Source organism: Microbacterium sp. CH12i (assembly GCF_000685355.1).
GTDB lineage: Bacteria > Actinomycetota > Actinomycetes > Actinomycetales > Microbacteriaceae > Microbacterium.
On sequence record NZ_JHET01000003.1, the window covers coordinates 119,229 to 141,985 of the forward strand.

Sequence of the window (22,757 nt, forward strand, 5' to 3'; positions counted from 1 at the left end):
GCGTTTTCTGCGACCTGAAGGGACGTAGGCAATGTCACGCTGCCGCCGGCTGACGGTTTCGACTCCAGAACCCCTTTCATGCCCGGCGCGTCGGGAATACGGTGGCACTGAAGGGCGCTGTGTCCTGAGCATGCTCGCGCTCCGCTCGCGACGCAGATCGGGTGCCCGCATGGAAGGTCTTGAAATCACGGTCCTGCTGGGCCTGACGATCCTGGCGGGGACGATGCTTGCGCCGCGGGTGCGTCTCGCACTCCCGCTCGTACTGGTCGTGTTCGGGCTGCTGCTGGGATTCGTCCCCGCGCTGCGCGAAGTGCAGCTGCCGCCCGAGACCGTGCTATTGCTGTTTCTGCCGGCGATGCTGTTCTGGGAAAGCCTCACCACGTCGTTGCGCTCTATCCGCCGCGACTTCCGGTACATCCTGCCGATGAGCTCGTTGCTCGTTGTCGCTTCTGCATTTGCCGTCGCGGGCGTGGCGGTGCTGTTCGGTCTGCCGTGGGAGATCGCTCTGATCCTCGGCGCGGCGGTCGCACCCCCAGACGCCACGGCTGTTGCCGCACTCGGGCGCCTGCTGCCACGGCGCTCTTTCATGAAGTTGAAAGCGGAGAGCCTCACGAATGATGGCACAGCCCTTGTGCTGTACGCAATTGCGGTCTCGCTCGCAGTCGGCGGGAACGTCACACCGCTCATGGTCACGTGGACGGTCGTCGTCTCCTACCTCGGGGGCATCGCCGTCGGGGTGGTGGTCGCTGCCGCAGCCTGGTTGCTTCTGCGTCGAGTGCATACGACGATCACGATCAACGTGACGATGGTGCTCCTGCCATTCACCGCCTTCCTGATTGCCGAGATGATCGATGCTTCCGGCGTGCTCGCGTGGTGGTTGCGGGACTGATCGCGGCATATCTCAGCTCACAGGTCACGACTGCGGCCTCGCGCCGGCAGGCGGAGGCGGTTTGGCCATTCGGCGTCTTCATCCTCAACGGCGCGCTCTTCGTGCTGATCGGGCTGGAGGTGCAGTGGGTCGTACATCAGACTTCGCTCCGTATGATCGGGCTGCTGACGCTCGCGACCGTCGCGGTGTGGGTCACGCTGCTCGTGGTGCGGTTTCTGTTCCAGCTCCTTGCCGTGCCGTTCCAGCGGATCGGTGGCGGTTCGGCGCACCCGGTGGGACTTCGCACGCGCATGCAGGTCGTCAGTACGGTTGCGGGCATGCGCGGCGGCGTCTCTCTAGCGATTGCGCTTTCCGTTCCGCTCGCAATGCCCGATGGATCTGCTCTTGTCGGGCGTGGTGACATCCTCTTTGTGACCGCTGGGGTGATCCTGCTGAGCCTGCTCGTGCAAGGACCGCTGCTTCCAGCGGTGGTGCGCTGGGCCGGTTTCCCTGTTGATCATGCCCAAGACGAAGAATTCGAGCTCGCCGAACGCGCGATCTCAGGGGCAGCGATGGCCGCGCTCGATCAGTTGGCATCTGAGCACGGAATCAGCGACGAGGTCCGGGACCGAGTCCGTCGGGACGGATACGAGGCGCTCGAATTGGCGAATGCTCGAGCGCTGGCCAGGGAGCGGGCGCTCATCGACGCCGAAGTCGGCGCGATGGAAGATCTGCTGGGTGAGCCCGACCCTCTCGCAGCCACGCGCCAGGCGCCAGCCGATCCCACCGCGGGCGTAGGCGCAGGCACAGGTGACGACGCCCGAGAGGGCACGACACTGCAGATGATCGCGACCTCGGCCGACGTCGATATGGCTCAGCGTTCACCGCTCACGCACCATGAGGAAACCGTCCGACTCAAGCTCGCGGTCATCGAGCACGAGCGAACGGTGTTGCGCGGCTTACGCCGCGCTGGCACGGTTGATGACCTCGTCGTCTACCAGATCTCGGCACGGCTCGACCTCGAGCAGATCCGTATGGAGGGCATCGAGCATCTCGAGTGACTTGCTACAGTGCTGTACTTGTTCATGCCCTCAGCGACGCCGTTGTGGCGTTCTATGAGAAGTTCGGCTTCACGCGTTTCCCGAACCAGAGCCACACCTTATATCTGCTTACCAAGGACGCCCGTGCGACGCTAGATAGCCTCTAATTTGCGGTGGCCACTACTGGCTCTCGAGCTTTGTGACGGCGCTCGCCCACACCCACGCGTGATGCGGATGAACACTGTGAGGCGTCGTCCAGCGCACCAGAACGGCCGCACGATCGTGGCTCTCATATCGGGAGAGTATCGCGCCGACAGATCAGTTTGGGATTGTCGGAGCTGTCGGTTTCATCCGTCAAGTACGAAGGAAGTCGGGTTTGATATCTGAAGCGCCCTGGTTTTGTTGGAGACTCCTGACCTTGGAAACGAGGATGGAGTCATGGCAACGAATCAGGGATCTGGGAAGCCGACGGCACGTCGGTATTCACCGGAAGAGAAGGCTGCCGCTGTCCGGATGGTGCGAACGCTGCGCGCGGAGCTGGGGACCGAGCACGGGACGGTGCATCGGGTCGCGACGCAGCTCGGATACGGGATTGAGTCCGTGCGGACGTGGGTCAAGCAAGCCGACATCGACGACGGTCACGTCGCGGGCGTAACCACGGTCGATGCGTCGCGGGTGCGGGCGCTCGAGCAGGAGGTCCGGGAGCTGCGTCGGGCCAACGAGATCCTGAAGCGGGCTGCGTCTTTCTTCGGGGCGGAGCTCGACCGCCAACACCGGAAGTAGTCGCTTTCATCGACGCGAACAAGAACGACGTCGTCGAAGGTCGCCCGCTCGGAGTCGAGCCCATCTGCGCACTGTTGCAGGTAGCTCCGAGCACGTACTACGCCGCGAGAGACCGTGCCCCGTCAGCGCGCGCGATCAGCGACGCGGTCCTCACCCCGGAGCTGGTGACGCCCTGGAAGGCGAACTACTGCGTTTACGGGGTCCGCAAGCTCTGGAAGACCGCCCGTCGTGCCGGCATCGACATCGGCCGCGACCAGACCGGCCGGCTCATGCGCGCCGCGGGAATCGAGGGCGCGACCAGGACGAAACGGGTGAAGACAACAAGGTCTGATCCGACCTCGGCGAGGCACCCGGATCTGGTCAAGCGGGAGTTCACCGCGACGGCCCCGAACCGGCTCTGGGTCACCGATCTGACGTTCGTTCCAACGTGGGCGGGCATCGCCTACGTTTGCTTCATCGTCGACGTGTTCTCGAGGATGATCGTGGGGTGGCGTTGCGCGTCTCACATGCGCACCGAGATGGTCCTCGACGCCATCGAAATGGCGAGGTGGGGTCGCGGCGCACACCACGCCGACCTCCGTTGCCACAGCGATGCAGGATCTCAGTTCACGTCAATTCGCTACGGCGAACGCCTCGCCGAAATCGGTGCGACACCGTCGATTGGAACCGTTGGCGACTACGACAACGCCCTCGCCGAGACGGTCAACGGCTACTACAAGACCGAACTCGTCCGCGGACCCGCCCGCTCGGGGCCATGGAAGAGCGTCGAAGACCTCGAGCTCGCGACCCTCGGGTGGGTCCACTGGCACAACACGCAACGCCTCCACGGCTACCTCGGCGACATCCCACCCGCAGAGTTCGAGCAGGCGTTCTATGCTGGCCAAACCACGAGCAGTCAGCTGGTGGGAATCAAATAGCGCGAGTCTCCATCAGACCCAGGGCGCTTCAATCTTCCTTGCTCATTGACTACGTCGAGAAGCGCCCAGTCGGAAGAGTCGTGATGTGTGAAAGCGCCGACATAGAGATCCTCGACCCCGTTGCATGCGTTATCGACCGGGGCGACTAGGGCCGCGCCCTCCCCCGCTCAGAAGCCACGTCAGGTAGTGTGCGCTGATATGAGTGAACTGGAGAACTTGCGGGGGCAGCGTCAGGTTGTAGCTGCAATGTTGGTAGCTGCGAATAACTATCAAATGGTGATGCGCATCTGTGCTTCGACGACTGGTGAGATTGAAGATGTGACCAGGTCTCTGATGAAGGAGCTCGATATCAGCGATTTCGAGGCAAAAGTCATACTTGACATGCAGATGAAGAAGTTTTCCCCGGCTTCAATTGCCGGTGTGCGAGCGGAATTGATCGAGATAGATCTGAAGATCGAGAATTTCAAGCTTTAGATGGAGAGCCACTGGGCCGCGTCGTGGGGTTGCAACTCTCAAAGATCTCAACCCCACGACGCATAGTTAGGTCCCCGAAGTTCTACCTGGCCACCACACAACCATCGTTGATCGTCGCGATACCGTTACCGTTGGCAGCCGTGACTTTCCAGCTCACCGTTGAAGCGCCGAAGACATGGAACAGGTCCGTCCCTATTAAGACCACGCTGGTGCCCCCTGTGCCTTGCTTGGTCACGGTGGCCGTTCCGTAGTTGTCCAAAGTGAAGCGCACATATACCTGTTGTTGGGGACCACAGGTTCTCGATCCGGTCGCCGTGGTGACGGACTGGATCCCGGCTTCTTCGCTGGAGTTGACCGTCGGAGAAGCAAGTGCTGGGGTACTGAGTCCCGTCATCGCAATCACTAGTGCGCCGACCCAGGCTCCAACAAAGGTCTTTCTCACTCGCCTGTCGCCGATTCTTGTGAAGATTGGTATTACATTCCCTCCGTATGAGGAACAAGCTCATTCTTGCCCTCGAGCACAGCTAACAGCACCGTATTGGCGGAATCTACCCCTCGGGGCTGCTATGCCGAATAGATCGGCCGTCCCCGACGGATCGCTGACAGTCAGATCCTTTGGGTTCTGACCCCCGGACGGCGGCGAGGCTCTACTGTTGCATCGCCCCACGATACGAAGCGCACCGCAAGGTGGTGGGCATCGCTCCTTGCGCTGCGGCCGAGGACGTCACCAACCGCAGTACACGACGGAGACTGTGTCGTAGACGGCAGGGGAATAGTAGGTCGTTCCATTCCTCACGAGGGTTCCTTCACCAAGAGTCCACCAGTTAGTCAGATTGGTGTTTGCGCACGTGTACTGGACCGAGTTGGCTGCGCTCGTCCGGTTATACCAGTAGAAGTAGCGGTTCTGCACATTCCTTTGGTCGAAGGGGTTGTATGGGTTCTCTCCGGTGATTCCAAGATGGTGCGTCAAAGAGCTGAAAGATCCACTGCACGAGGTGAGGGTGTCGTTGTAGATGACCGTGCCCGATCTCGATGCCAACACGGACATCCCGCAGTCGCTGGGAAGCGAACGGGCGGCGACGTCCCCTTCCTCCGCTACGTATGAGCCGCCTGCAACTCCCAGTACCTCCCGTCCGTCGTCGATTGCCTGGGCATAAAGTTGCTCGGCAGCGGCACGGGCCTCCGGCGAATCAATCGCTGCAATCTCGGCAGCAATCACCTCCGGTGAAGGCGGCGGCGGTGCATCGTTCTCACTGGCTTGAGCGGGCATGCTGATGCCGAGCAGGGAGGCGGTCAATACAGCGGTTGCTACGAGGCTTTGTCGTGAGAGCGTTCTCATGTACTTCTCCTCAGATTGTTGTCGATGCATAAATAGTTACTCCTCCGAATAAGCCCCCTGTCAACGGATTTCCCACAGAGGAGGAGTTTTGAATGCTCGACTCTGTCTATCGGCGACGGAAAATTCCATGCAAACTGGGGTGCATGGATCCACTCATCACCGCGCTTCGGACGTATGCCGGACCGTTCTTCCGGGTGCTTCAGAAATACGAAACTGGATACGAAGTCGGCTCTGGCCTCGACGTCGATGGGACGATAACGATCGACACTGTATCGATCGCAGGTACCGGCGACGAAGGGTGCCGGGTGCGCGTGGTCCACATGACTGGAGTACCCGAGAGCTTGGGAAGTCGGCGAACGACCGAGCGGGCAGAGCTCTACATCGATGGCAAGGACGCTGGAGCGAGGTGGTGGCGAGGGGGGCCTGCCAGATGGGAACTCGCTATGGTCGTTACTAGCGAGAGGTGGCTGAAGATCGAAGCCCAGACTCTCAAACCACCGCGCGAACTTTATCTAATCAGGATCGCTGCTAGAGAGTTCGGAGAAGGGCACGACCAGTAGTTTCTGAGCGACTCTTACCAACGCCGATCTGCTCGGATGGACGTGTCGACTGAATCGATGCATTGCCAGACGTGCGTGGCTGATTGGTGAAGAACCGGATGACGCGATTTCCCATCAGAGGCCGTGATGTCCGGGGCAAGACGTACCATGGAGACGTAGACGAAAGGGGATCTCATGGCGAAGGCAGCACTTGCCCCCGACCTGGTCGCTTTCGACCCGATGGTCTACGACATCATGCGCGAGACGGCCACCGAACTCGGCGGCGGATACGTGTGGCTCTCGCGCAACGCGAGCACCGAGACCGAGCGCGAGGCGGCCAAGGCCGCGCAGATCGCCCTCTGGCGGGATGTCAACAGCGTGTCGGGCCGGGACCTCGCGACGATTCAGGCGAAGACCGCCGAATACCGATCGCGTCTGCGTCAGCTGCGCGCGACTGCGTGACCTTGCGCGGTGATCTCAGTGCGGCCGAGCTGCGCGAGATTGCTACAGTGCTGATTGCTACAGTGCAGATTGCTGCAGTGCAGAGCGCAATTCAGCTGTTTACTCGGATGATCTCCTGCTGATACGGCGCGATCACGCCGCCGGAGATGCGTAGGTCAAGCAACAGGAAGCGTCGGGCGTCGGCATCCTCGGCTGTCCACGTGCCCAGGCGATCAAGGTCTTCGAGCGTACGCACTGCGACGCCTTCGGCTCCGACCGCCGCAGCGAATGCAGCGAAATCGACTTCGGGGATGCGCATTGGTGCTTCGGCGAGTCCCTTCAGGCCATAGAGGTTGATCTCGGCGCCATAGGCAGCGTCGTTCCAGATCACCGCGCATCCGCGCCCCCCCGCGGCGCGGACTGCAGATTCGAGGTCAGCGATCGCCATGAGCCCGCCGCCGTCGCCTGAGGTGAGCACGATTGTCGAATGCGGACGCGCCCTGGTCGCGCCGACGACACTTGGCCAGCCCTGACCGATTGCTTGAAATGCCGTACCGATCATCATCATCCGGTCGGGTGACGCGACGGGCCAATACATGTTCGCCCAGCCGATGAAGTGGCCGCCGTCCGAGACCACAACGCGGTCTTCTGGCAGTAGCTCGGCGATGCGGCGTGCGGCCGATCGCGGGTCGAGGCGGCCGTCCGCTGCGAGATCGTCGCCTGGCTCGTAAGCACGAGCGGATGCTACGTCGACCTGTTCTCGCCACAACGTCTGCATAACTCCGGAGGAATTGCCCAGGTGTCCCTCCGTCCCGGCGGAAACACGGGCATCTAGGTCCAATTCTCCGGAGTTGTGCACAGCGACAGGGGCCGCAACCAACCGCTCAACGAGTGCCTCGGCCACGATCTTGGCGTCACCACGCACGAAGCCCCCAACGTGGGCATGGGTGGCAGCAGGCGCGACATCCACCTGGAACACCCGCGTTCCCGGCGCGAACAATTCACCGAACCGCATTGTGAACTGGTTCAGCGCCGCACCGAAGACGACGGCGACATCGGCGTCGTGGATGAGCTGCATCGCGCCCTCGGCGCCGAATCCGCCGGTCACGCCGAGGTCGTATTGGGCCGCGGGGAAGATCCCGCGACCGAGGGCGGTGGATGCGGTCAGCGCGCCAGTGGCATCGGCGAGAGCGCCAAGCGCCGCGCCAGCGCCGGCTAGCCACGCGCCGCGGCCTGCGAGCAGGAACGGCCGCTTCGCACCCCGGAGGGCCGCGGCGATGTCATCCAACATCCCGACGCCGAACTCGCCCGCGGGGGCGAGCGGGGTGGGAACCCGGGGCTCAGGTGCTGAGGGGACAGGCCCTGCCTCGAGAGCGGCAACGTCGTAAGGAATGGCGAGCACGACCGGCACGCGATAAGTGAGTGCGTGTTCGATGGCGATGACCGTGGTCGCCGCGGCATCCGCTCGCCCGACCGTGTAGGTGCGGGCGCCGACGGCGGAGGCGAGCGCGATCTGGTCGACGTCCCACGGGCGCGGACCCGAAGTTGGTTCGTCGCCGACGACGAGCACGAGCGGGATGTGCGCCTGCACTGATTCGGCGAGCGCAGTGAGGGTGTTGGTGAAGCCGGCGCCGTAGGTCGTGGTGGCTGCAGCGATTCGGCCGGAAGCGCGATGGTGAGCATCTGCCGCGACAACAGCACCCTGCTCGTGGCGCACAGCGGTGAACACGGCACCCGTCTGTCGTTCGATTGCGTCAAGGAAGTACGCGTTCCCATTGCCCATCACGCCAAAGACGGCGCCGATGTGCTGGGCGAGAGTGAGAGCCACATGGGCGGAGACGGTGGGCATACGAGGGCCTTTCGACACGGACGGACGGGAATGTTCCGTATGTATCTCATCTCGCGCGTCATCGCGGCGAGCCTTGTGCCCCTTTTTCGGGCATCGGCGCTGAATGCAGTACCGGACGCGATGAGTCTAGCGGCAGACTGAGGGCATGACTCATGCTGCGACCGAGTTCTACGCCGGTATTGGCATGAGGCCGTCCTCGCGCCGTGATCGCATTTGACAATCATCAGGAGTAGAAATGTCCCAAGTTCGCGTACACAATCTCTCGGTCTCCCTCGACGGCTTCGGCACCGGCGTGGATCCGACTTTCGACACCCCGTTCGGTCACGCGGGGCAGCGCCTGCACGAATGGATGTTCGCCACCCGGTTCTGGCACGCGATGGCCGGAGAGCCAGGCGGCAGCGGAGGGGTTGATAACGCCTTCGCTGAGCGGCATGGTCCTGGCATAGGTGCCGAGATCATGGGGCGCGGCAAGTTCGACTGGCGATCGGGTCCGTGGACCGATCTCGGGACAGAGCGCGAGTGGCGCGGCTGGTGGGGACCCAACCCGCCCTTTCACACACCGGTGTTCGTGCTCACGCATCATCCGCGTCCATCCATTGAGATGGAAGGCGGCACCGTTTTTCACTTCATCAATGCGACGCCTCAGGAATCACTTGATCGTGCGCGGGAGGCTGCTGACGGTCTGGACGTCCGTGTCGGTGGTGGTCCGTCGGTCGTCAGGGACTTCTTGGCGGCGGGGCTGATTGACGTCCTGCACGTCGTCCAGGTGCCGATTATGCTCGGCCGCGGCGTGCGCCTCTGGGAAGGGCTAGAAGGAATCGAAGAACGCTACGACATCGAAGCGACATCCGCACCGAGTGGCGTCACACATCTGACATTCACGCGAGGGCAATAGTCCGCCGGCATCCTGCGTTGAGCGATTAGTGCACTCAGCTGATCTGAACGACGATCCCGTCGCCGGAGGCCGCGATCGCGATCTGCGTCAAGTCATCGACGTGGTGTGTGGGTGCGTGATCGGGGGCGAGGCGCCCGACGCCGATGACCGTCATCCCCGCGGCGAGACCTGCCTGGATCCCGGCCCCAGAGTCCTCGAAAACGATGCACTCGCTCGGATCGATGCCTAGCGTGGATGCTGCGAGCAGGAAGCCCTCCGGGTCGGGCTTGCTCTTCGAGACACTCTCCGCGGTGATCCGCAGCTCGGGAATCTCGAGCCCGGCCGCTGTCATCCGCGCGGTCATCAGGGCGATGTCAGCGGACGTGACGATCGCATGGGGGAGTCCGCTGAGTGCGCGCAGGAGGGCTGCAGCTCCGGGAATCTCGACGACGCCATCGACCTCGACACTCTCTCGCGCAAGCATCTGTGCATTCTCGACGAGGTTCACGGCACGGTCGCGCTCTGGCAGCAGGATCGCCATGCTCTGATGTCCCTGTCTGCCGTGAACAACGTGCAGCACAGTGTCGCGATCGAGTCCGTGCGGAGCCGCCCACTCCCACCAGAGCCTCTCGACCACCGCGGTGGAGTCGACGAGAGTGCCGTCCATATCGAGCAGCACGGCGCGGGCGGTGAGAGTGGTCGTCATGCGTTCAGGCTATCCCGCTTGCTTGGGGCGCGACCGGCGGGAAGATCCTAGGATGGGCACATGGCACTGACCGGAGAATATCAACCGTCAAAATCTCAATGGGCCCGTGAGCAGGCCGAGAAGTTCGAAGAATCTCAGGGATCTGAGGCCAACGAGCTCCGAGGAATGCCGATCATCGTGCTGACAACAGTGGGCGCCAAAACCGGCGCTCTGCGAAAGACCGCGTTGATGCGCGTTGAGCACGAGGGCCGGTATGCGGTCATCGCATCTCTCGGTGGCGCTCCTCAGGAGCCCAAGTGGGCCGGGAACATTCGCCATCACCTGCACGTCGAGCTGCAAGACGGAGCCCACAAGCGCGACTATCTTGCCCGCGAAGTTGAGGGCGAAGAACGCGATGAGTGGTGGGCACATGCCGTGGCGGCATTCCCCGACTATGACGCGTATCAGGCCAAGACCGACCGGCGTATCGCCGTCTTCGTGCTCGAGCCGATGGCCGAGGAAGACGAGTGAAGTGACAAAACGCGAGGCCGCACTTTCGCCGAGGGGGAAGTCGTCGATAATCAGGGCAGGGTTGTGGCGACAGCATCCGGAAGCCTGCTGATCTTTCCGCTGGAATCAGTCGGGTAAGGGGTTGCGCCTAATGTCGGTGGCCACCCGGATGATGGAGTGATGAAACCGCACATCTTGCGCGCCGAGCGCTTGCGCTCGCATCGGCTGAGCGCCCCGGCGCGTTCGGTGGCGAATGCTGCGCGGCACATGCTCGCGGTGCAAGCGCAGGAATTCTGGGCGGGGCGATGGGCGCTCGCGACGCGCAGCGCGGGCGCGCCGACGCTGAGCACAGTTGACCGCCTGTTCAACCGCGGCACGCTCGTGCGTGCGTGGACGCAGCGCGGAACGCTGCACGTTATCCCTGCCGAAGACCTCGCGTGGGTGTTGGGTGTCACGGGCGAGCGGCAGCTGCGCATGGCTGCGCCGCGCTTCCGTGAGCTCGGACTCGGAGTCAGCGAACTCGCGACTGTTGAGCGGGTGATCGGCGGGGCGCTTCGCGGTGGCAATGGGCTGACGCGCAGTGAGTTGTTCGTCGTACTGGAGAAGTCAGGCATCGACCCGTCTGGTCAGCGGGGACTGTTCGCGGTACAGAGCCTTGCACTTCGCGGCATCATCTGTCAGGGCCCCGTGGTGCCACGCGCGGGTGGAGCGTCACGGGAGCAACGGTTTGTGCTCACCGACGAGCACATTGTCGAGTCCGCGACTCCGGCGGATCCCGCGGCTGAGCTCTTCATCCGCTACATCATCGGTCATGGTCCGGCGACGGCTGAAGACTTCGCGTGGTGGGCCGGGCTGACACTCGGCGGCGCGCGGGCAGCAGCCGCGGCATCCGTTGACGACGATCGCGTTCACGAGGTCGCCGAGGGCCAGTTCGCGGCCCGCGTGCGTCCACGGCGAAGTTCTACCGCGGCATCCGTCGTCGCACTCGGTCCGTTCGAGGAGTACTACATCTCATACACCGATCGCGCTGTCACCTGCCCGCCCGAGCACCTCGCCGCGATCGGTCCGGGCAAGAACGGGATGGTGCGTCCGATCATCGTCGCCGACGGTGTGGTGGTGGGCACCTGGCGTCATTCGACGGCGATCGGCAGACATACCGACGATCCGGTTCCTGAGCTACTCACCGCTGGAGCCGCGAGCGAAGAGGAGGTGGTGGTCGCGCTCGATCGCTACGCGGCGTTCATCACCGGCTGAGGGCCAGGGCGCTCTCTCCGCGACGTGTCGGGAGCCACTACGCGCCTGCCGCCCAGGCTCACTCCGCCGCGTGCCGTGCCAGGAAGGTGTAGACCTCGTTCTCATCGACGCCGGGGAATGCACCGCGCGGCAGTGGCGAGAACATCTGCGTGTGCACGCGTGCGCTCGGCCATGCTTTTGAGCTCCACCTGCTGGAGAGCTCGGGTGTGGGACGACGGCAGCACGCCTCGTCGGGGCACGTTGACACCGCACGGTCTTGGGTCTCTCGACCGCGCCACCAGCGTGCATCGTCGAAGGGGACGCCGACGGTGATCGAGAAATCACCATCGCTTGCCGTTCCCGTCTGCGTCGCACACCAGAAGGTGCCGGATGGGGTATCGGTGTACTGGTGATGTTCAGTCGTGCGGTTCTGTTGCGTGAAAGCTGCCCGAGCCAAGAATTTGCGACATACCGGCTGTCCTTCGACGGCCCCGGTGACATCCATCGGCAAAAGCAGATCATCGTTCTCGTACACGCGCGTAATCGCGCCCGAGCCGGCGACGCGCAGGAAGTGCAGTGACATTCCGAGGTGCTCGGTCATCAGGTTCGTCATGCGCATCGCGGCGGCCTCGTGGGTGACACCGAACGCGTCGCGGAAATCCTCCACAGCAAGGTTGCGGTCCTTCTTCGCCTGCTGCAGGGATGCGACGGAAGCTGTTTCTGGCATGAGGCAGCACGCGGCAAAGTAGTTGATCTCCAGCCGCTGCTCCAGGAAATTGGCGTAGTTAGTCGGCCGTTTGTGCCCGAGTAGACGATGCGCCATTGCCTGCAGCGCCATCGAGCGCAGACCGTGACCACCGGGAATCGAGGCCGGCGGCAGATAGATACGGCCATTCTCCAGGTCAGTCACTGATCGAGTGGAGTGCGGCAGGTCATTGACGTAGAGCAGTTCGAAGCCGAGTTTGTCGGCCATGATGCTCACGGTGCGGTGCGTGAGCGCTCCGCTCACGTGGCCCGCCGCCTTCAGCTGCTTCTCGGCGAGCTTCTCGATGTCGCCGATGTAGTTGTTCTGCGCGCGCATCCGGAGTCGCAGCTCAGTGTTTGCGCGGCGCGCTTCTTCAGGAGTGGCGATCGCCTCGCTCTCACGGCGCTGCAGCTCGCGGTGCAGGCCGAGGATCGACTCGATTGTGTCGTCTGGCATGCCCTTCGAGACGCGAATCGGCGTGATGCCGAGCTGCCGGAACACCGGACTCACCTGTGCGTGTTCAAGTTCGATCTCAAGCGCCGCACGGCGGTTCGGCGGCTCGCCGGAAATGAGGTCTGCGCGTCGGTGTCTGTCGCATGTGCGATCGCCTGCAGCAGCGACAGCTTCGGCTCGCGCTTGCCGTTTTCGATGAGGCTCAGCTGGGATCCTGCGACGCCGACTAATGCGCCGAGCTCGTCGAGTGTGAAACCCTGCGCAACCCGGTGATGACGGATGCGGTGGCCCAGAGTCGTGAGATGGATGCCGGAGTCGCTCATTCTTTGAGCATAGCGAAAGAAACGCACTTCTTATGACGGATTCTGTGCGAAATACCGGGGTGAAGTTCAGCAGAATAGGGGAAGACCCCAACTCTTCAAGGGAGCAGACATGGCTATGGCAGAGACGTTCACCCCTCGAGTTTCGGCTGTATCAGCGGCGCGAAGCCGCGGCGCAGTTCCGGATTACGACACCCCTGCGATGGCAGAGCTGGTCGCGTGGGTCGAAGAGATCAGCGCCCTCACCCAGCCGGCATCCGTGCACTGGGTTGATGGCTCGCCGGCAGAGAACGACGCGTTGCTGCGTGGCCTGGTCTCGGAGGGTAAACTCACCAAGCTGAACCCCGAGTGGCGTCCGGGCTCATACCTCGCCCGCTCGCACCCCAGTGATGTCGCCCGCACAGAGGCGCGCACCTTCATCGCCTCCGCGCTAGAAGAGGATGCCGGCCCCACGAACAACTGGGCAGACCCCACCGAGATCCGCCAGAAGATGACCGAGATCTTCGAGGGCTCGATGCGCGGGCGCACCATGTATGTCGTGCCCTTCTCGATGGGTGCCGTCGGCGGCCCGCTCTCGCACATTGGCGTGCAGGTCACCGACAGCGCGTACGCGGTCGCATCTATCGGCATCATGACGCGCGTCGGAGACGCCGTCACTCGTCAGATTGCTGAAGGCAAGCCATGGGTCAAGACCGTGCACTCGATCGGTGCTCCGCTCGCACCGGGCGAGAAGGATGTCGAATGGCCGTGCAATGACGAGAAGTACATCGTGCACTTCCCCGACACGCTTGAGGTCTACTCATACGGCTCCGGATACGGCGGCAACGCCATCCTCGCCAAGAAGTGCTTCGCGCTGCGCATCGCCTCGGTGATCGCCCGCGACGAAGGGTGGCTCGCAGAGCACATGCTGCTCATCCGCATCATCGACCCGAAGGGCAAGGCCTACCATGTGGCTGCGGCCTTCCCGTCGGCCTGCGGCAAGACGAACCTCGCAATGCTGCGCCCGACCATCCCCGGTTGGATGGTCGAGACGATCGGCGACGACATCGCCTGGATCCGTCCCGGCGAGGACGGCCGCATGTGGGCGATCAACCCTGAGGCCGGCTTCTTCGGTGTCGCTCCCGGCACGGGCGAGTCGACTAACGTCACGGCCGTTGAGACCCTGTGGGGCAACACGATCTTCACCAACGTCGCACTTCGTCCGGACGGCGACGTCTGGTGGGAAGGCCTGACCGACACCCCGCCGGCACACCTGACCGACTGGGAAGGCAACGCCTGGACGCCGGATTCCGGCCGCCCCGCCGCGCACCCCAACTCGCGCTTCACCGTTGCTGCCGCGCAGTGCCCGCAGATCTCGGCCGACTGGGAAGAGGCCGTTCCGCTCGACGTCATCTTGTTCGGCGGTCGCCGGGCGACGAACGTCCCGCTCGTGGTCGAGGCGACGGACTGGACGCACGGAGTCTTCCTCGGCGCGACGATTTCGTCAGAGCGCACCGCTGCGGCTGAGGGAACCGTCGGCGAGCTGCGTCGTGATCCGTTCGCGATGCTGCCGTTCTGCGGCTACAACATGGGCGACTACTTCTCCCACTGGCTCAAGGTCGGTCGCAAGCTGCGCTTCGATCGTGCGCCGCGCATCTTCCAGGTGAACTGGTTCCGCCGTGGTTCCGACGGCCGGTTCCTCTGGCCTGGATTCGGCGACAACTCGCGTGTCGTCGACTGGATCATTCGTCGCATCAGCGGCGAGGTCGCAGCTGTCGACAGCCCGATCGGTCGGTTGCCCCTCATTGAGGATCTCAACCTCGACGGCATCGACGTCCCGCAGAAGGACCTTGACGAGCTGTTCGCTATCGACCCTGCGGCGTGGTTGCAGGAGGCCGATTCGACGGAGAAGTTCTTCGACACCTTCGGCGACAAGCTACCGGTGGCGCTGCGCTCCGAGCTGGCCTCGCTGCGGTACCGCCTCACTCAGGTAGCGCAGTAGCTTCCTGCGCTGAATAGACCCGCGACGGCGGGATGCCGCAGACATACCCATGGCTGAGTGGTCTCCGGCATCCTGTCGTCGCGATAATCCGGGCAGCAAAGCCCAATCTGCGGGACCTGTCCCGATCTGCTGACGTTTCGGGGGATTCGGTCCGCAAATCGGGACAGCGTCCGCTAACCGTGCGCTGGACGGCGGATGCTATGCCAGCAACTGGTGGCGCGCGAGGTCGCGGTAAAGCGGGGTCGACTCGATGAGTTCGGCGTGGGTACCTTGACCCGCGACAGAGCCGTTTTCGAGCACGATGATCAAATCGCTGTCGACGACCGTCGAAAGTCGATGTGCGATGACGATCAGTGTGCGGTCCGTCGAGACCGCATCGATCGCTTCGCGCATGCGCTGTTCATTCACGCCGTCGAGCGACGATGTCGATTCGTCGAGCAGCAGAATTGGCGCTTCGGTGAGCAGGGCCCTGGCGATCGCGAGACGTTGGCGTTCTCCGCCAGACAGCATGACGCCATCCTCGCCGACCGGCGTCTGAAGCCCCAGCGTGCCGCGTCCGAGAACATCGCCGAGGTTCACGGCGCGAAGCACGCGCTCGCAGTCGGCATCTGACGCATCCGGTGAGGCCAGCCGCAGGTTGTCGGCGAGGGTGCCCGCGAGCGTCGGGGCGTCTTGCTCGACGTAGCCGAAGCGAGCGCGCAGCTCGGCGCGAGGATAGGTGCGGATGTCGTGGCCATCGAGGCGAACGGACCCACCGGTGGGGTCGTAGAAGCGCTCGATGAGGGAGAGGATCGTGCTTTTTCCGGCGCCGCTCGGCCCGACGAGTGCCACACGGGTGCCCTTCGCAACGTCGAAGGAGACGCCGCGGAGAACGTCACGGTCTTCCCGTTTCGTAGCATCCGTGTCGTCCGTCTTGCGCTCGAGGTGAGCGTCGACGAGAACCGTGTGCGCCTCCGTCTCGGCAGCCTCCCGGGCGGCGACCACCACGTCGGGATAACGGAAGCGGACGCGTGGAACGAGAGCGCCGGCACCGCGGACGTCGCCGCATCCGAAGTCGAGGATGACTGCAGGGTGCTCGCGATCTCGGCATCCTCCTGATCTTCGGTGGGGAGGTCGAGCACTTCCTGGATGCGGCCTAGCGCACCGAGCGCCTGGTTCACCGAGGTGATGGCGCCGAAGGTCGTCGCGAGCGGCATGATCAGCATGAACAGGAACATCACGAAGGTGATGAGCGAGGCGATTGTGATGGCGCCGGCCGCGACCCGGAAGCCGCCGACGCCCAGCACGGCGAGCAGCGAGAGCTGCAGGGCGACACCCGAGATCGGTACAACAAGCGCCGAGACTTTCGCTATGCGAACGCCCAGTCCGTAGGCTTCGCCGGCGAGCTCCGAGATGGATGCCGTCTCGCGTTCTGTAGCGCCAGAAGCACGCACCGTGCGGATAGAGCCGATGGCCCGCTCAACGCCGGACGCCAGCTCGCCGACCTTCACCTGCTGTGCGCTGGATGCCGTGCGGATGCGACCACTCAGTAAGACGACGACCACGACAGATACTCCGACAACGACGACGATCAGTGCCAACAGGATCGGGTCGATGAACAGCATCGCAATCAGGGCGCCGAGGAACAGGACGGCGCTGCCGACGGCATCCGCGAGTCCCTGGGTGAGGACGGCGTAGAGCAGCGTCGTGTCGGTGCCGACGCGCGAGACCAGGTCGCCCGTGCGGCGCGCGTCGAACTCTCGGATCGGCAGGTGCAGGATGCGCGAGATCAGCTGACGGCGGCTGGAATACACGACGGCTGTGCCGGTGCGCTGCAGAAGGTAGTGCTGATAGCCAGAGATCACCGAAGAGATGAGGACGAAGCCGACCAGCAACCAGACCAAGATTCCGAGCGGGGTGTTGGACTGCACCGCGGTGATGACCTGGCCGACCAGCAATGGCTGCACGAGCGACGTTGCCGCGCCGAAAAGGCTGAGCACCGCGACGACAATCAGCGTGCGTTTGTGTTCGAAGAGGAAGGGGAGAAGCTGGCGGAACGTGGCGCGCGGACCATCCTGTGGCGCGCCGCGTCCGCGTCGGCGGGTTGTCGCCGTGCGAGACATGCGGGACCTCGATCTGAAAAGGGGAGTACTACGACCGTACTTTGTGTTGAGGGCCTGTTTGTGCGGCACTGGGGGACGATGTGCCTGCGACGCGCTTGACGTTTTCAGGTCGCTGGAGATCGAGCGCCATCCGCTGTCACATCTACTCTCTCGGATCTGGAGTCTCCGTCATGATATCTCCGCGTATGACGCAGGCTACGTCGCGCTCGCAGAAGCGCTCGGGATTCCGTTGCTGACACTCGACAAGCGTCTCGCTAAGACCGCGCGCCGCTACTGCGAGGTCGTTATTTTGTGACGTGGGTCGTTGGTTACGTGGGCTGGGGGAGCGCGGTGTGCTCGAGGCGGGCGCCGGCGTTTGCTATTAATCGTGATTAGTTTCGAAAAACATTCGAAAAGTACTCAATTAAATCGAACAAAAGTGTCATACTGAACTATGGTCATGATCCCGGACTTCGAACTTGAACTCGAGCGTGACTCCGCGCTACGAGACGAGTGGGTCGATCTGGGTACCGCGGTGTCGCAGTTAGAAGCGCGGCGGGCAGAGATCTTGGGCGAGCGGTTCGGGATGCTTCGCGAGAAGCTGCCGCCAGGGGCGTTCGACCACGACGTCGCGTTCCGTTCGATCGCAGCTGAGTTCGCGGCCGCTGCGCACATGTCGCAAGGAACCGTCGAGGGAGAGTTCTGCCGGGCTGACACGCTGAGGCGTGAGCTCCCCGAGATCGCGAAGGCGTTCGCCGCCGGAATGATCAGCAAGCGGCATGTCGATGTGATTATCTCGGCAACGGTCGGGCTGGCGGGTACTGACGAATACGCCTATGCCGTGTTCCAGGCTCGTGTACTGGAGTTCGCCGTGGGAGAGACGGCAGCACGCACCGCCGCGCATGCGAAAGCACTCGTCGCCGCGATCGCGCCCGCCACTGTTGCCGAACGTCATCGCAGTGCGAGAGAAGACCGAAACGTCCAGTTTCATGCGGTGGGCGATGGCATGGGGCAACTCGTCCTGACCACGCCTGAGGTCCTAGGTCGGGCGGCCTTCGACCGTGCCACGGCTATGGCCAAGATCATCTTTGAACAGAACAAGGCCGATACTTCCGATGATGCAGACAAGCGCACGCTGAATCAGATCCGTGCAGACATCATGACGGACCTTCTCCTTGCCGGAAAAGCAGAATCGACTACTGGCACAGCTGCGGAATCGATCAATGCCACGGTCCAGGTGACGCTCACCGCTGCCACCCTCACGGGCGATGACGAGCGGATGGCGGAACTCGACGGCTACGGTCCGATCCTCCCCGATATGGCTCGTGACTTTGCCAGCAGGGCGACATCCTGGACCCGGCTCTTCCTTGATCCCGAAGGAATGGCAGTCTCCACCGACAACTATGTGCCGACCGCGTCAATGAAGCGTTTTCTTCGAGCACGAGATCAGCATTGCCGATTCCCGGGGTGCCGGATGCCGGTACATCGCTGCGACATCGACCACAATCACGATCACGCCAGAGGCGGGCCAACTGCGCTCTGCAACCTCTCACATTTCTGTAGAGGTCATCACACGCTCAAGCATCCCGACGTCGACGATCGATACCGATGGACGGCCGAGCAGCTTCCCGGCGGGGTCATCGCATGGACGAGTCCGTCAGGCGCGACATATATCGACGAACCGCAGCCTCGCGTGATGTTCGTTTGAATGGCGCTGTCTGCGTCAGCGGTTAGCTCGCCAGCGGTCAGGTCACCAGAGAAGCGCGATACCGGCGTTGACTACGGTGAGGATCCCAACCAGCCAGAACAGTGCGGGCGCGACACTGCCCGACTTACGCTGCTTCGACAGTCCGATCCCGATCAGCGCGCCGATGATCAGCAGGATGACAAGCTTGACGCCAATCTTGGCGTAGTTCGGTTCTGCGCCGTCCGCCAAGCCCCACGGCGCAGCGAGGATCAGCCCGGCGACACCTGCGATAAGAAGGCCGACGTTCATCAGGCTCGTGAACTCGCGCTTGCCTCCGAAAGCCTGCACCACCCAGGCGCCGAAGAGCGTGGCGAAGCGACGAGGTGAACGAGAACAACGATTTGACGCAGAATCTCCATGACCTCAGAGTAGGCCCGAGCACCGGTTGCTGCCAGGTAGTCGACCCTTAGCCGCGCAGCGTCTTGATTAGGAGCGCAGTGCGCAGCGCCGCATCGGCAGCCTCGGCGCCCTTGTCTTCCTTCGACCCCTCAAGTCCGGCACGGTCAAGACCCTGCTGCTCGTCGTCCAGCGTCAGCACACCGAAGCCGATCGGCTTGCCAGCATCTAGCGCCACGCGGGTGAGCCCGTTGGTGGTCGCCGCCGACACATATTCGAAGTGCGGGGTTCCGCCACGGATGATGACACCGAGAGCGACGACAGCATCCGCACCACCCGCGAAGGCCGCCTGCGCAGCGACGGCGAGCTCGAACGACCCGGGCACGCGCACCAGACGGTGCGTCGCATGAGCCGCGTTCAGGACGCGCTCGGCGCCGGCAATCATTCCGTTGGTGATCACGTCGTGCCAGGTTCCGGCAATGATGACGACATTCAGACCGGTGCCATCGACCCGATCAGAAGCCTGAGGTGCGCCTTCGTGGCTCATGCTTTGTCCCTTCCCTGGGCAAGCGCCTCTGTGAGCTCGGCCTCGCCGATGATGTGCCCCATGCGGTCACGCTTGGTCTGCAGATACTGGTGGTTGTTCGGGCCGACGCCGACGATCAGCGGCACCTGCTCGATGACATCCAGCCCGAGCTCGCGCAGCTTGTTCACCTTGTCGGTGTTGTTCGTCAGCAGGCGCAGCTTCGTGACGCCGAGATCGCTCAGGATGCCAGCTGCTGCCGCATACTCTCGGGCATCAGCGGGCAACCCCAGGGCGAGGTTGGCGTCGACGGTGTCGAGCCCATCCTCCTGCAGGCTGTAGGCACGCAGCTTGTTGATCAGGCCGATGCCGCGACCCTCATGACCGCGCATGTAGATGACGACGCCGCCTTGCTTCTCGATCGCGTCGAGCGAAGCCTCGAGCTGCGGCCCGCACTCGCATTTCAGCGATCCGAAGGCCTCGCCGGTCAGACACTCGGAGTGCACGCGCACCAGCGCTGTTTCATCCAGTTCGCCGGAGACCACCGCGATGTGGTCGGTGCCCGTAACGCGGTCCTTGTAGGCGAGGAAACGGAACGTGCCGTGCGAGGTGGGCACCGTTGCATCCGCTCGCAAGCTGACGCGACGTCGACCAGCGCGCGAGGACGTCACCGGCCCGTCCAGCGGGTCGATCTTGTTCAGGTGCGCGATGAGCTGCTCGATCGTAATCACCGGAATATTGTCGCGCGCGCCGAGTTCGATGAGGCCGGGCATACGCATCATGCTGCCGTCTTCGGCGACCATTTCGGCGATTGCGCCGACGGGCTGGAGCCCGGCAAGCTTCATCAGATCGACGGCGGCCTCGGTATGCCCGCTGCGCTCACGCACGCCGCCGTCGACGGCACGCAGCGGCAGCACGTGTCCCGGACGAATGACGCTCGTTGCCGTTGACTGCGGGTTCGCGAGAACGTTGAGAGTGTGCGCGCGGTCGGCGGCGCTGATGCCGGTTGTCACGCCCTCCGCGGCATCCACGCTGACCGTGTACGCGGTAGAGCGAGCATCCTCATTGGCCTCGACCATGGGAGGCAGATTCAGGCTGTCGGCGAGATCCGCGGGCATTGGCGCGCAGATGAATCCTGACGACCAGCGCACGGTCCACGCCACCCACTCTGGGGTGGCGAGTTCCGCCGAGAGGATGACATCACCCTCGTTCTCGCGATCCTCATCGTCAGCGACGATGACAGGACGCCCCGCGCGCAATGACGCGAGGGCTTCTTCGATAGTGGCAAGGCTCATCGCGAGCCTCCTTCCGAGAGAGCCCGGAAGGCGAGCAAGCGCTCGACATGACGGGCGAGGATGTCGGTTTCAAGATTGACGCGATCGCCGACGGTGCGCGATCCAAGAGTGGTGGCAACGAGAGTTTCGGGGATGAGGGAGATTTCGAACCACGCGGCGGCGGCGGATGCTTCACTAACTGCGCTGACGGTGAGAGAGGTGCCATCGACCGAAATCGAGCCCTTGTCGACGACGAGGGGGGCAAGATCTGCCGGCAACGATATGCGAAGGACGCTCCAGTCGGCGCCGGGGCGTACGTCCACGACCGCGCCGATCCCGTCGACATGGCCCTGGACGATATGCCCGCCGAGCCGCGCGCCGACCGGCATCGCCTTTTCGATATTGACGCGGGTGCCGACGGATGCCGTAGCCAGCGCCGATACGTCGAGTGTCTGCTTCATCACATCGGCGTCGAAGGTGTCAGGCGTCGAACCGACAACAGTGAGGCAGACACCAGAGACAGCGATGGACTCACCATGCACGGCGTCGCGCGCGGCCCCTGATGCTCGGACGGTCAACCGCCAGCCGTCGCCGGAGGGCGCGATAGCGGTGATCTCGCCGATCTCCTCGATGATTCCGGTGAACATCAGCGAACTCCTTCGTCTAAATCAGGTTCGTGTAAATCAGTTTCGTTCAAATCAGTTTCGTTCACGCCAGGCGTGAAGTGTGCAATCGCCAGCAGATCGGCGCCGAGCGGCACCCACTCGTCGACTGCGAGGCGTCGCGCCTCCGCGATCGTCGATACACCAATGTCAGTCAGTGCCACGCGACCGCCGCCCAGTAGAACCGGAGCGACATAGGCGAGTACCCGATCTGCGAGACCCGCCGCGATGAACGCGCTGGCGAGCGTCGGCCCACCCTCGACGAAAATGCTCTGGATGCCGCGAGCGTGAAGATCCGCGACCACAGCGGCGAGATCACGGGTGTCGTAGAACAGTGCCTCGTGCGGGTGGCGGCGCACCGCGGCATCCGTCGGCGTCTCGCGGGTTCCGATGACAACCGGGGTCGGCTGGTGGGGGTAGAGAGCATCGTGGTCCCGGGCGGTGAGCGCCGGGTCATCGGCGAGTACAGTGCCGGTGCCGACGACAATCGCATCAGCGTCCGCACGACGGCGATGCACGTCGGCGCGCGCTTGGGGTCCGGTGATCCACTGGCTCGTGCCGTCCGCTGCAGCCGCGCGTCCGTCGAGACTCTGCGCCCATTTGACGGTGATCTGCGGACGGCCGAGACGGTGCGCGATGAGCCAGTCTTCGATCAGTGCGTGCACGGCCTCAGCCTGCACGCCGGATTCAACCTCGACCCCGGCGGCACGCAGCCGCTCTGCGCCACCGCCCGACGTGACACCGGGGTCATCGAGCGCGTAGACGACGCGCGTGATGCCAGAGTCGATCAGCGCGACGGCGCATGGGCCGGTGCGTCCGGTGTGGTTGCAGGGTTCGAGCGTCACGACGGCGGTCGCGCCGCGCGCGGCGCCTTCGGGCAACTTCGAGAGCGCATCAACCTCGGCGTGCGGGGTGCCAGCGCCGTGGTGCCATCCTTCCGCGAGGATTTCACCGGCGGCGGACAGGATGACGGCACCCACCTGCGGATTGACTCCACGGGGGCCGCGCGCTGCGGCGTGAAGCGCACGCGTCATCGCGTCGCGTTCTACCTCGTGCACTGCCATCCGTTGTCCTTATGTATAA

General features: G+C 63.6%; 18 protein-coding genes and 3 pseudogenes. 10 read left to right on the forward strand and 11 right to left on the reverse strand.

The genetic code is table 11. From position 1 onward, the window contains the following. Positions 1-223: 223 nt before the first annotated feature. The 3 genes and pseudogenes from DC31_RS03665 (at position 224) to DC31_RS03680 (ending at position 4,082) form a co-directional block, all read left to right on the forward strand. Positions 224-1,929: pseudogene (locus DC31_RS03665) on the forward strand (Na+/H+ antiporter). 417 nt (positions 1,930-2,346) lie between these two features. Beyond that, positions 2,347-3,608 (forward strand): IS3 family transposase gene (locus DC31_RS03675; RefSeq protein WP_235201320.1). Its coding sequence is split into 2 segments (ribosomal slippage): positions 2,347-2,650 and positions 2,650-3,608, totalling 1,263 coding nucleotides; the frame shifts between segments, so codons are not numbered across the junction. A 198-nt stretch (positions 3,609-3,806) separates the two neighbouring features. Further along, positions 3,807-4,082, forward strand: coding sequence for a hypothetical protein (locus DC31_RS03680; protein ID WP_152545331.1), 276 nt, complete (start codon positions 3,807-3,809; stop codon positions 4,080-4,082). An 82-nt stretch (positions 4,083-4,164) separates the two neighbouring features. On the opposite strand, the gene DC31_RS18035 is transcribed toward DC31_RS03680, so the two are convergent. Together DC31_RS18035 and DC31_RS03690 are read right to left on the reverse strand one after the other, a co-directional pair. Then, on the reverse strand, positions 4,165-4,485 hold the full coding sequence (locus tag DC31_RS18035; protein ID WP_152545332.1) for a hypothetical protein: 321 nt from the start codon (positions 4,483-4,485) through the stop codon (positions 4,165-4,167). A 321-nt stretch (positions 4,486-4,806) separates the two neighbouring features. After that, entirely contained in the window at positions 4,807-5,421 is a 615-nt protein-coding gene (locus DC31_RS03690; protein ID WP_036277154.1) for a hypothetical protein, read from the reverse strand. A gap of 92 nt (positions 5,422-5,513) precedes the next feature. On the opposite strand from DC31_RS03690, the gene DC31_RS03695 reads away from it, so the two are divergent. Both DC31_RS03695 and DC31_RS03700 read left to right on the forward strand, forming a co-directional pair. Then, a complete protein-coding gene (locus DC31_RS03695; protein WP_152545333.1) occupies positions 5,514-5,981 on the forward strand; it encodes a hypothetical protein in 468 nt (155 codons plus the stop codon). Positions 5,982-6,155: 174 nt separating this feature from the next. Further along, complete coding sequence (locus DC31_RS03700; protein WP_036277159.1) at positions 6,156-6,422, forward strand: hypothetical protein; 267 nt, start codon at positions 6,156-6,158, stop codon at positions 6,420-6,422. Between the two features lie 91 nt (positions 6,423-6,513). Here DC31_RS03700 and DC31_RS03705 read toward each other — a convergent pair whose 3' ends face one another. Beyond that, the gene (locus DC31_RS03705; protein ID WP_036277161.1) at positions 6,514-8,250 is read right to left on the reverse strand and encodes a thiamine pyrophosphate-binding protein; all 1,737 of its coding nucleotides are present in this window, start codon (positions 8,248-8,250) and stop codon (positions 6,514-6,516) included. 235 nt (positions 8,251-8,485) lie between these two features. Here DC31_RS03705 and DC31_RS03710 point away from each other — a divergent pair, with 235 nt between their 5' ends. Then, positions 8,486-9,145, forward strand: a complete 660-nt coding sequence (locus DC31_RS03710; RefSeq protein ID WP_036277164.1) for a dihydrofolate reductase family protein — start codon at positions 8,486-8,488, stop codon at positions 9,143-9,145. A gap of 34 nt (positions 9,146-9,179) precedes the next feature. Here DC31_RS03710 and DC31_RS03715 read toward each other — a convergent pair whose 3' ends face one another. Beyond that, on the reverse strand, positions 9,180-9,830 hold the full coding sequence (locus tag DC31_RS03715) for an HAD-IA family hydrolase (protein ID WP_036277167.1): 651 nt from the start codon (positions 9,828-9,830) through the stop codon (positions 9,180-9,182). A gap of 60 nt (positions 9,831-9,890) precedes the next feature. Here DC31_RS03715 and DC31_RS03720 point away from each other — a divergent pair, with 60 nt between their 5' ends. Both DC31_RS03720 and DC31_RS03725 read left to right on the forward strand, forming a co-directional pair. Continuing rightward, a complete protein-coding gene (locus DC31_RS03720; protein WP_036277168.1) occupies positions 9,891-10,340 on the forward strand; it encodes a nitroreductase family deazaflavin-dependent oxidoreductase in 450 nt (149 codons plus the stop codon). A 159-nt stretch (positions 10,341-10,499) separates the two neighbouring features. Further along, positions 10,500-11,573, forward strand: a complete 1,074-nt coding sequence (locus tag DC31_RS03725; protein WP_036277170.1) for a winged helix DNA-binding domain-containing protein — start codon at positions 10,500-10,502, stop codon at positions 11,571-11,573. Positions 11,574-11,631: 58 nt separating this feature from the next. Here DC31_RS03725 and DC31_RS03730 read toward each other — a convergent pair. Next, positions 11,632-13,073 (reverse strand): annotated as a pseudogene (locus DC31_RS03730) (helix-turn-helix domain-containing protein). A 109-nt stretch (positions 13,074-13,182) separates the two neighbouring features. Between DC31_RS03730 and DC31_RS03735 the strand changes: the two are divergent. Further along, entirely contained in the window at positions 13,183-15,051 is a 1,869-nt protein-coding gene (locus DC31_RS03735; RefSeq protein WP_036277173.1) for a phosphoenolpyruvate carboxykinase (GTP), read from the forward strand. Between the two features lie 198 nt (positions 15,052-15,249). Here DC31_RS03735 and DC31_RS03740 read toward each other — a convergent pair. Continuing rightward, positions 15,250-17,153, reverse strand: a pseudogene (locus DC31_RS03740) (ABC transporter ATP-binding protein). Between the two features lie 439 nt (positions 17,154-17,592). Here DC31_RS03740 and DC31_RS03750 point away from each other — a divergent pair. Beyond that, complete coding sequence (locus tag DC31_RS03750; RefSeq protein WP_160173200.1) at positions 17,593-18,840, forward strand: HNH endonuclease signature motif containing protein; 1,248 nt, start codon at positions 17,593-17,595, stop codon at positions 18,838-18,840. 42 nt (positions 18,841-18,882) lie between these two features. Here DC31_RS03750 and DC31_RS03755 read toward each other — a convergent pair whose 3' ends face one another. The 5 genes from DC31_RS03755 to ribD form a co-directional block, all read right to left on the reverse strand. Beyond that, on the reverse strand, positions 18,883-19,170 hold the full coding sequence (locus DC31_RS03755; RefSeq protein WP_327036804.1) for a Fe-S protein: 288 nt from the start codon (positions 19,168-19,170) through the stop codon (positions 18,883-18,885). A 115-nt stretch (positions 19,171-19,285) separates the two neighbouring features. Beyond that, the gene (gene ribH, locus DC31_RS03760; protein WP_036277178.1) at positions 19,286-19,762 is read right to left on the reverse strand and encodes a 6,7-dimethyl-8-ribityllumazine synthase; all 477 of its coding nucleotides are present in this window, start codon (positions 19,760-19,762) and stop codon (positions 19,286-19,288) included. Beyond that, on the reverse strand, positions 19,759-21,033 hold the full coding sequence (gene ribA / locus DC31_RS03765; protein ID WP_036277181.1) for a GTP cyclohydrolase II: 1,275 nt from the start codon (positions 21,031-21,033) through the stop codon (positions 19,759-19,761). Before ribA ends, ribH begins: the two co-directional genes overlap by 4 nt. Then, positions 21,030-21,659 (reverse strand): riboflavin synthase, encoded by a 630-nt coding sequence (locus tag DC31_RS03770; protein ID WP_036277184.1) that lies wholly within the window; start codon positions 21,657-21,659, stop codon positions 21,030-21,032. Before DC31_RS03770 ends, ribA begins: the two co-directional genes overlap by 4 nt. Next, positions 21,659-22,738 carry a bifunctional diaminohydroxyphosphoribosylaminopyrimidine deaminase/5-amino-6-(5-phosphoribosylamino)uracil reductase RibD gene (gene ribD, locus DC31_RS03775; RefSeq protein ID WP_081813706.1) on the reverse strand — a complete coding sequence of 360 codons (1,080 nt, stop codon included), beginning with the start codon at positions 22,736-22,738 and terminating at the stop codon, positions 21,659-21,661. Before ribD ends, DC31_RS03770 begins: the two co-directional genes overlap by 1 nt. Positions 22,739-22,757 lie beyond the last annotated feature (19 nt).

Coding starts and splice junctions, on each gene's coding strand:
- DC31_RS03680 (WP_152545331.1), top strand. CDS start 3,807: ATGAGTGAACTGGAGAACTTGCGGGGGCAGCGTCAGGTTGTAGCTGCA.
- DC31_RS03690 (WP_036277154.1), bottom strand. CDS start 5,421: ATGAGAACGCTCTCACGACAAAGCCTCGTAGCAACCGCTGTATTGACC.
- DC31_RS03695 (WP_152545333.1), top strand. CDS start 5,514: ATGCTCGACTCTGTCTATCGGCGACGGAAAATTCCATGCAAACTGGGG.
- DC31_RS03700 (WP_036277159.1), top strand. CDS start 6,156: ATGGCGAAGGCAGCACTTGCCCCCGACCTGGTCGCTTTCGACCCGATG.
- DC31_RS03705 (WP_036277161.1), bottom strand. CDS start 8,250: ATGCCCACCGTCTCCGCCCATGTGGCTCTCACTCTCGCCCAGCACATC.
- DC31_RS03710 (WP_036277164.1), top strand. CDS start 8,486: ATGTCCCAAGTTCGCGTACACAATCTCTCGGTCTCCCTCGACGGCTTC.
- DC31_RS03715 (WP_036277167.1), bottom strand. CDS start 9,830: ATGACGACCACTCTCACCGCCCGCGCCGTGCTGCTCGATATGGACGGC.
- DC31_RS03720 (WP_036277168.1), top strand. CDS start 9,891: ATGGCACTGACCGGAGAATATCAACCGTCAAAATCTCAATGGGCCCGT.
- DC31_RS03725 (WP_036277170.1), top strand. CDS start 10,500: ATGAAACCGCACATCTTGCGCGCCGAGCGCTTGCGCTCGCATCGGCTG.
- DC31_RS03735 (WP_036277173.1), top strand. CDS start 13,183: ATGGCTATGGCAGAGACGTTCACCCCTCGAGTTTCGGCTGTATCAGCG.
- DC31_RS03750 (WP_160173200.1), top strand. CDS start 17,593: ATGATCCCGGACTTCGAACTTGAACTCGAGCGTGACTCCGCGCTACGA.
- ribH (WP_036277178.1), bottom strand. CDS start 19,762: ATGAGCCACGAAGGCGCACCTCAGGCTTCTGATCGGGTCGATGGCACC.
- ribA (WP_036277181.1), bottom strand. CDS start 21,033: ATGAGCCTTGCCACTATCGAAGAAGCCCTCGCGTCATTGCGCGCGGGG.
- DC31_RS03770 (WP_036277184.1), bottom strand. CDS start 21,659: ATGTTCACCGGAATCATCGAGGAGATCGGCGAGATCACCGCTATCGCG.
- ribD (WP_081813706.1), bottom strand. CDS start 22,738: ATGGCAGTGCACGAGGTAGAACGCGACGCGATGACGCGTGCGCTTCAC.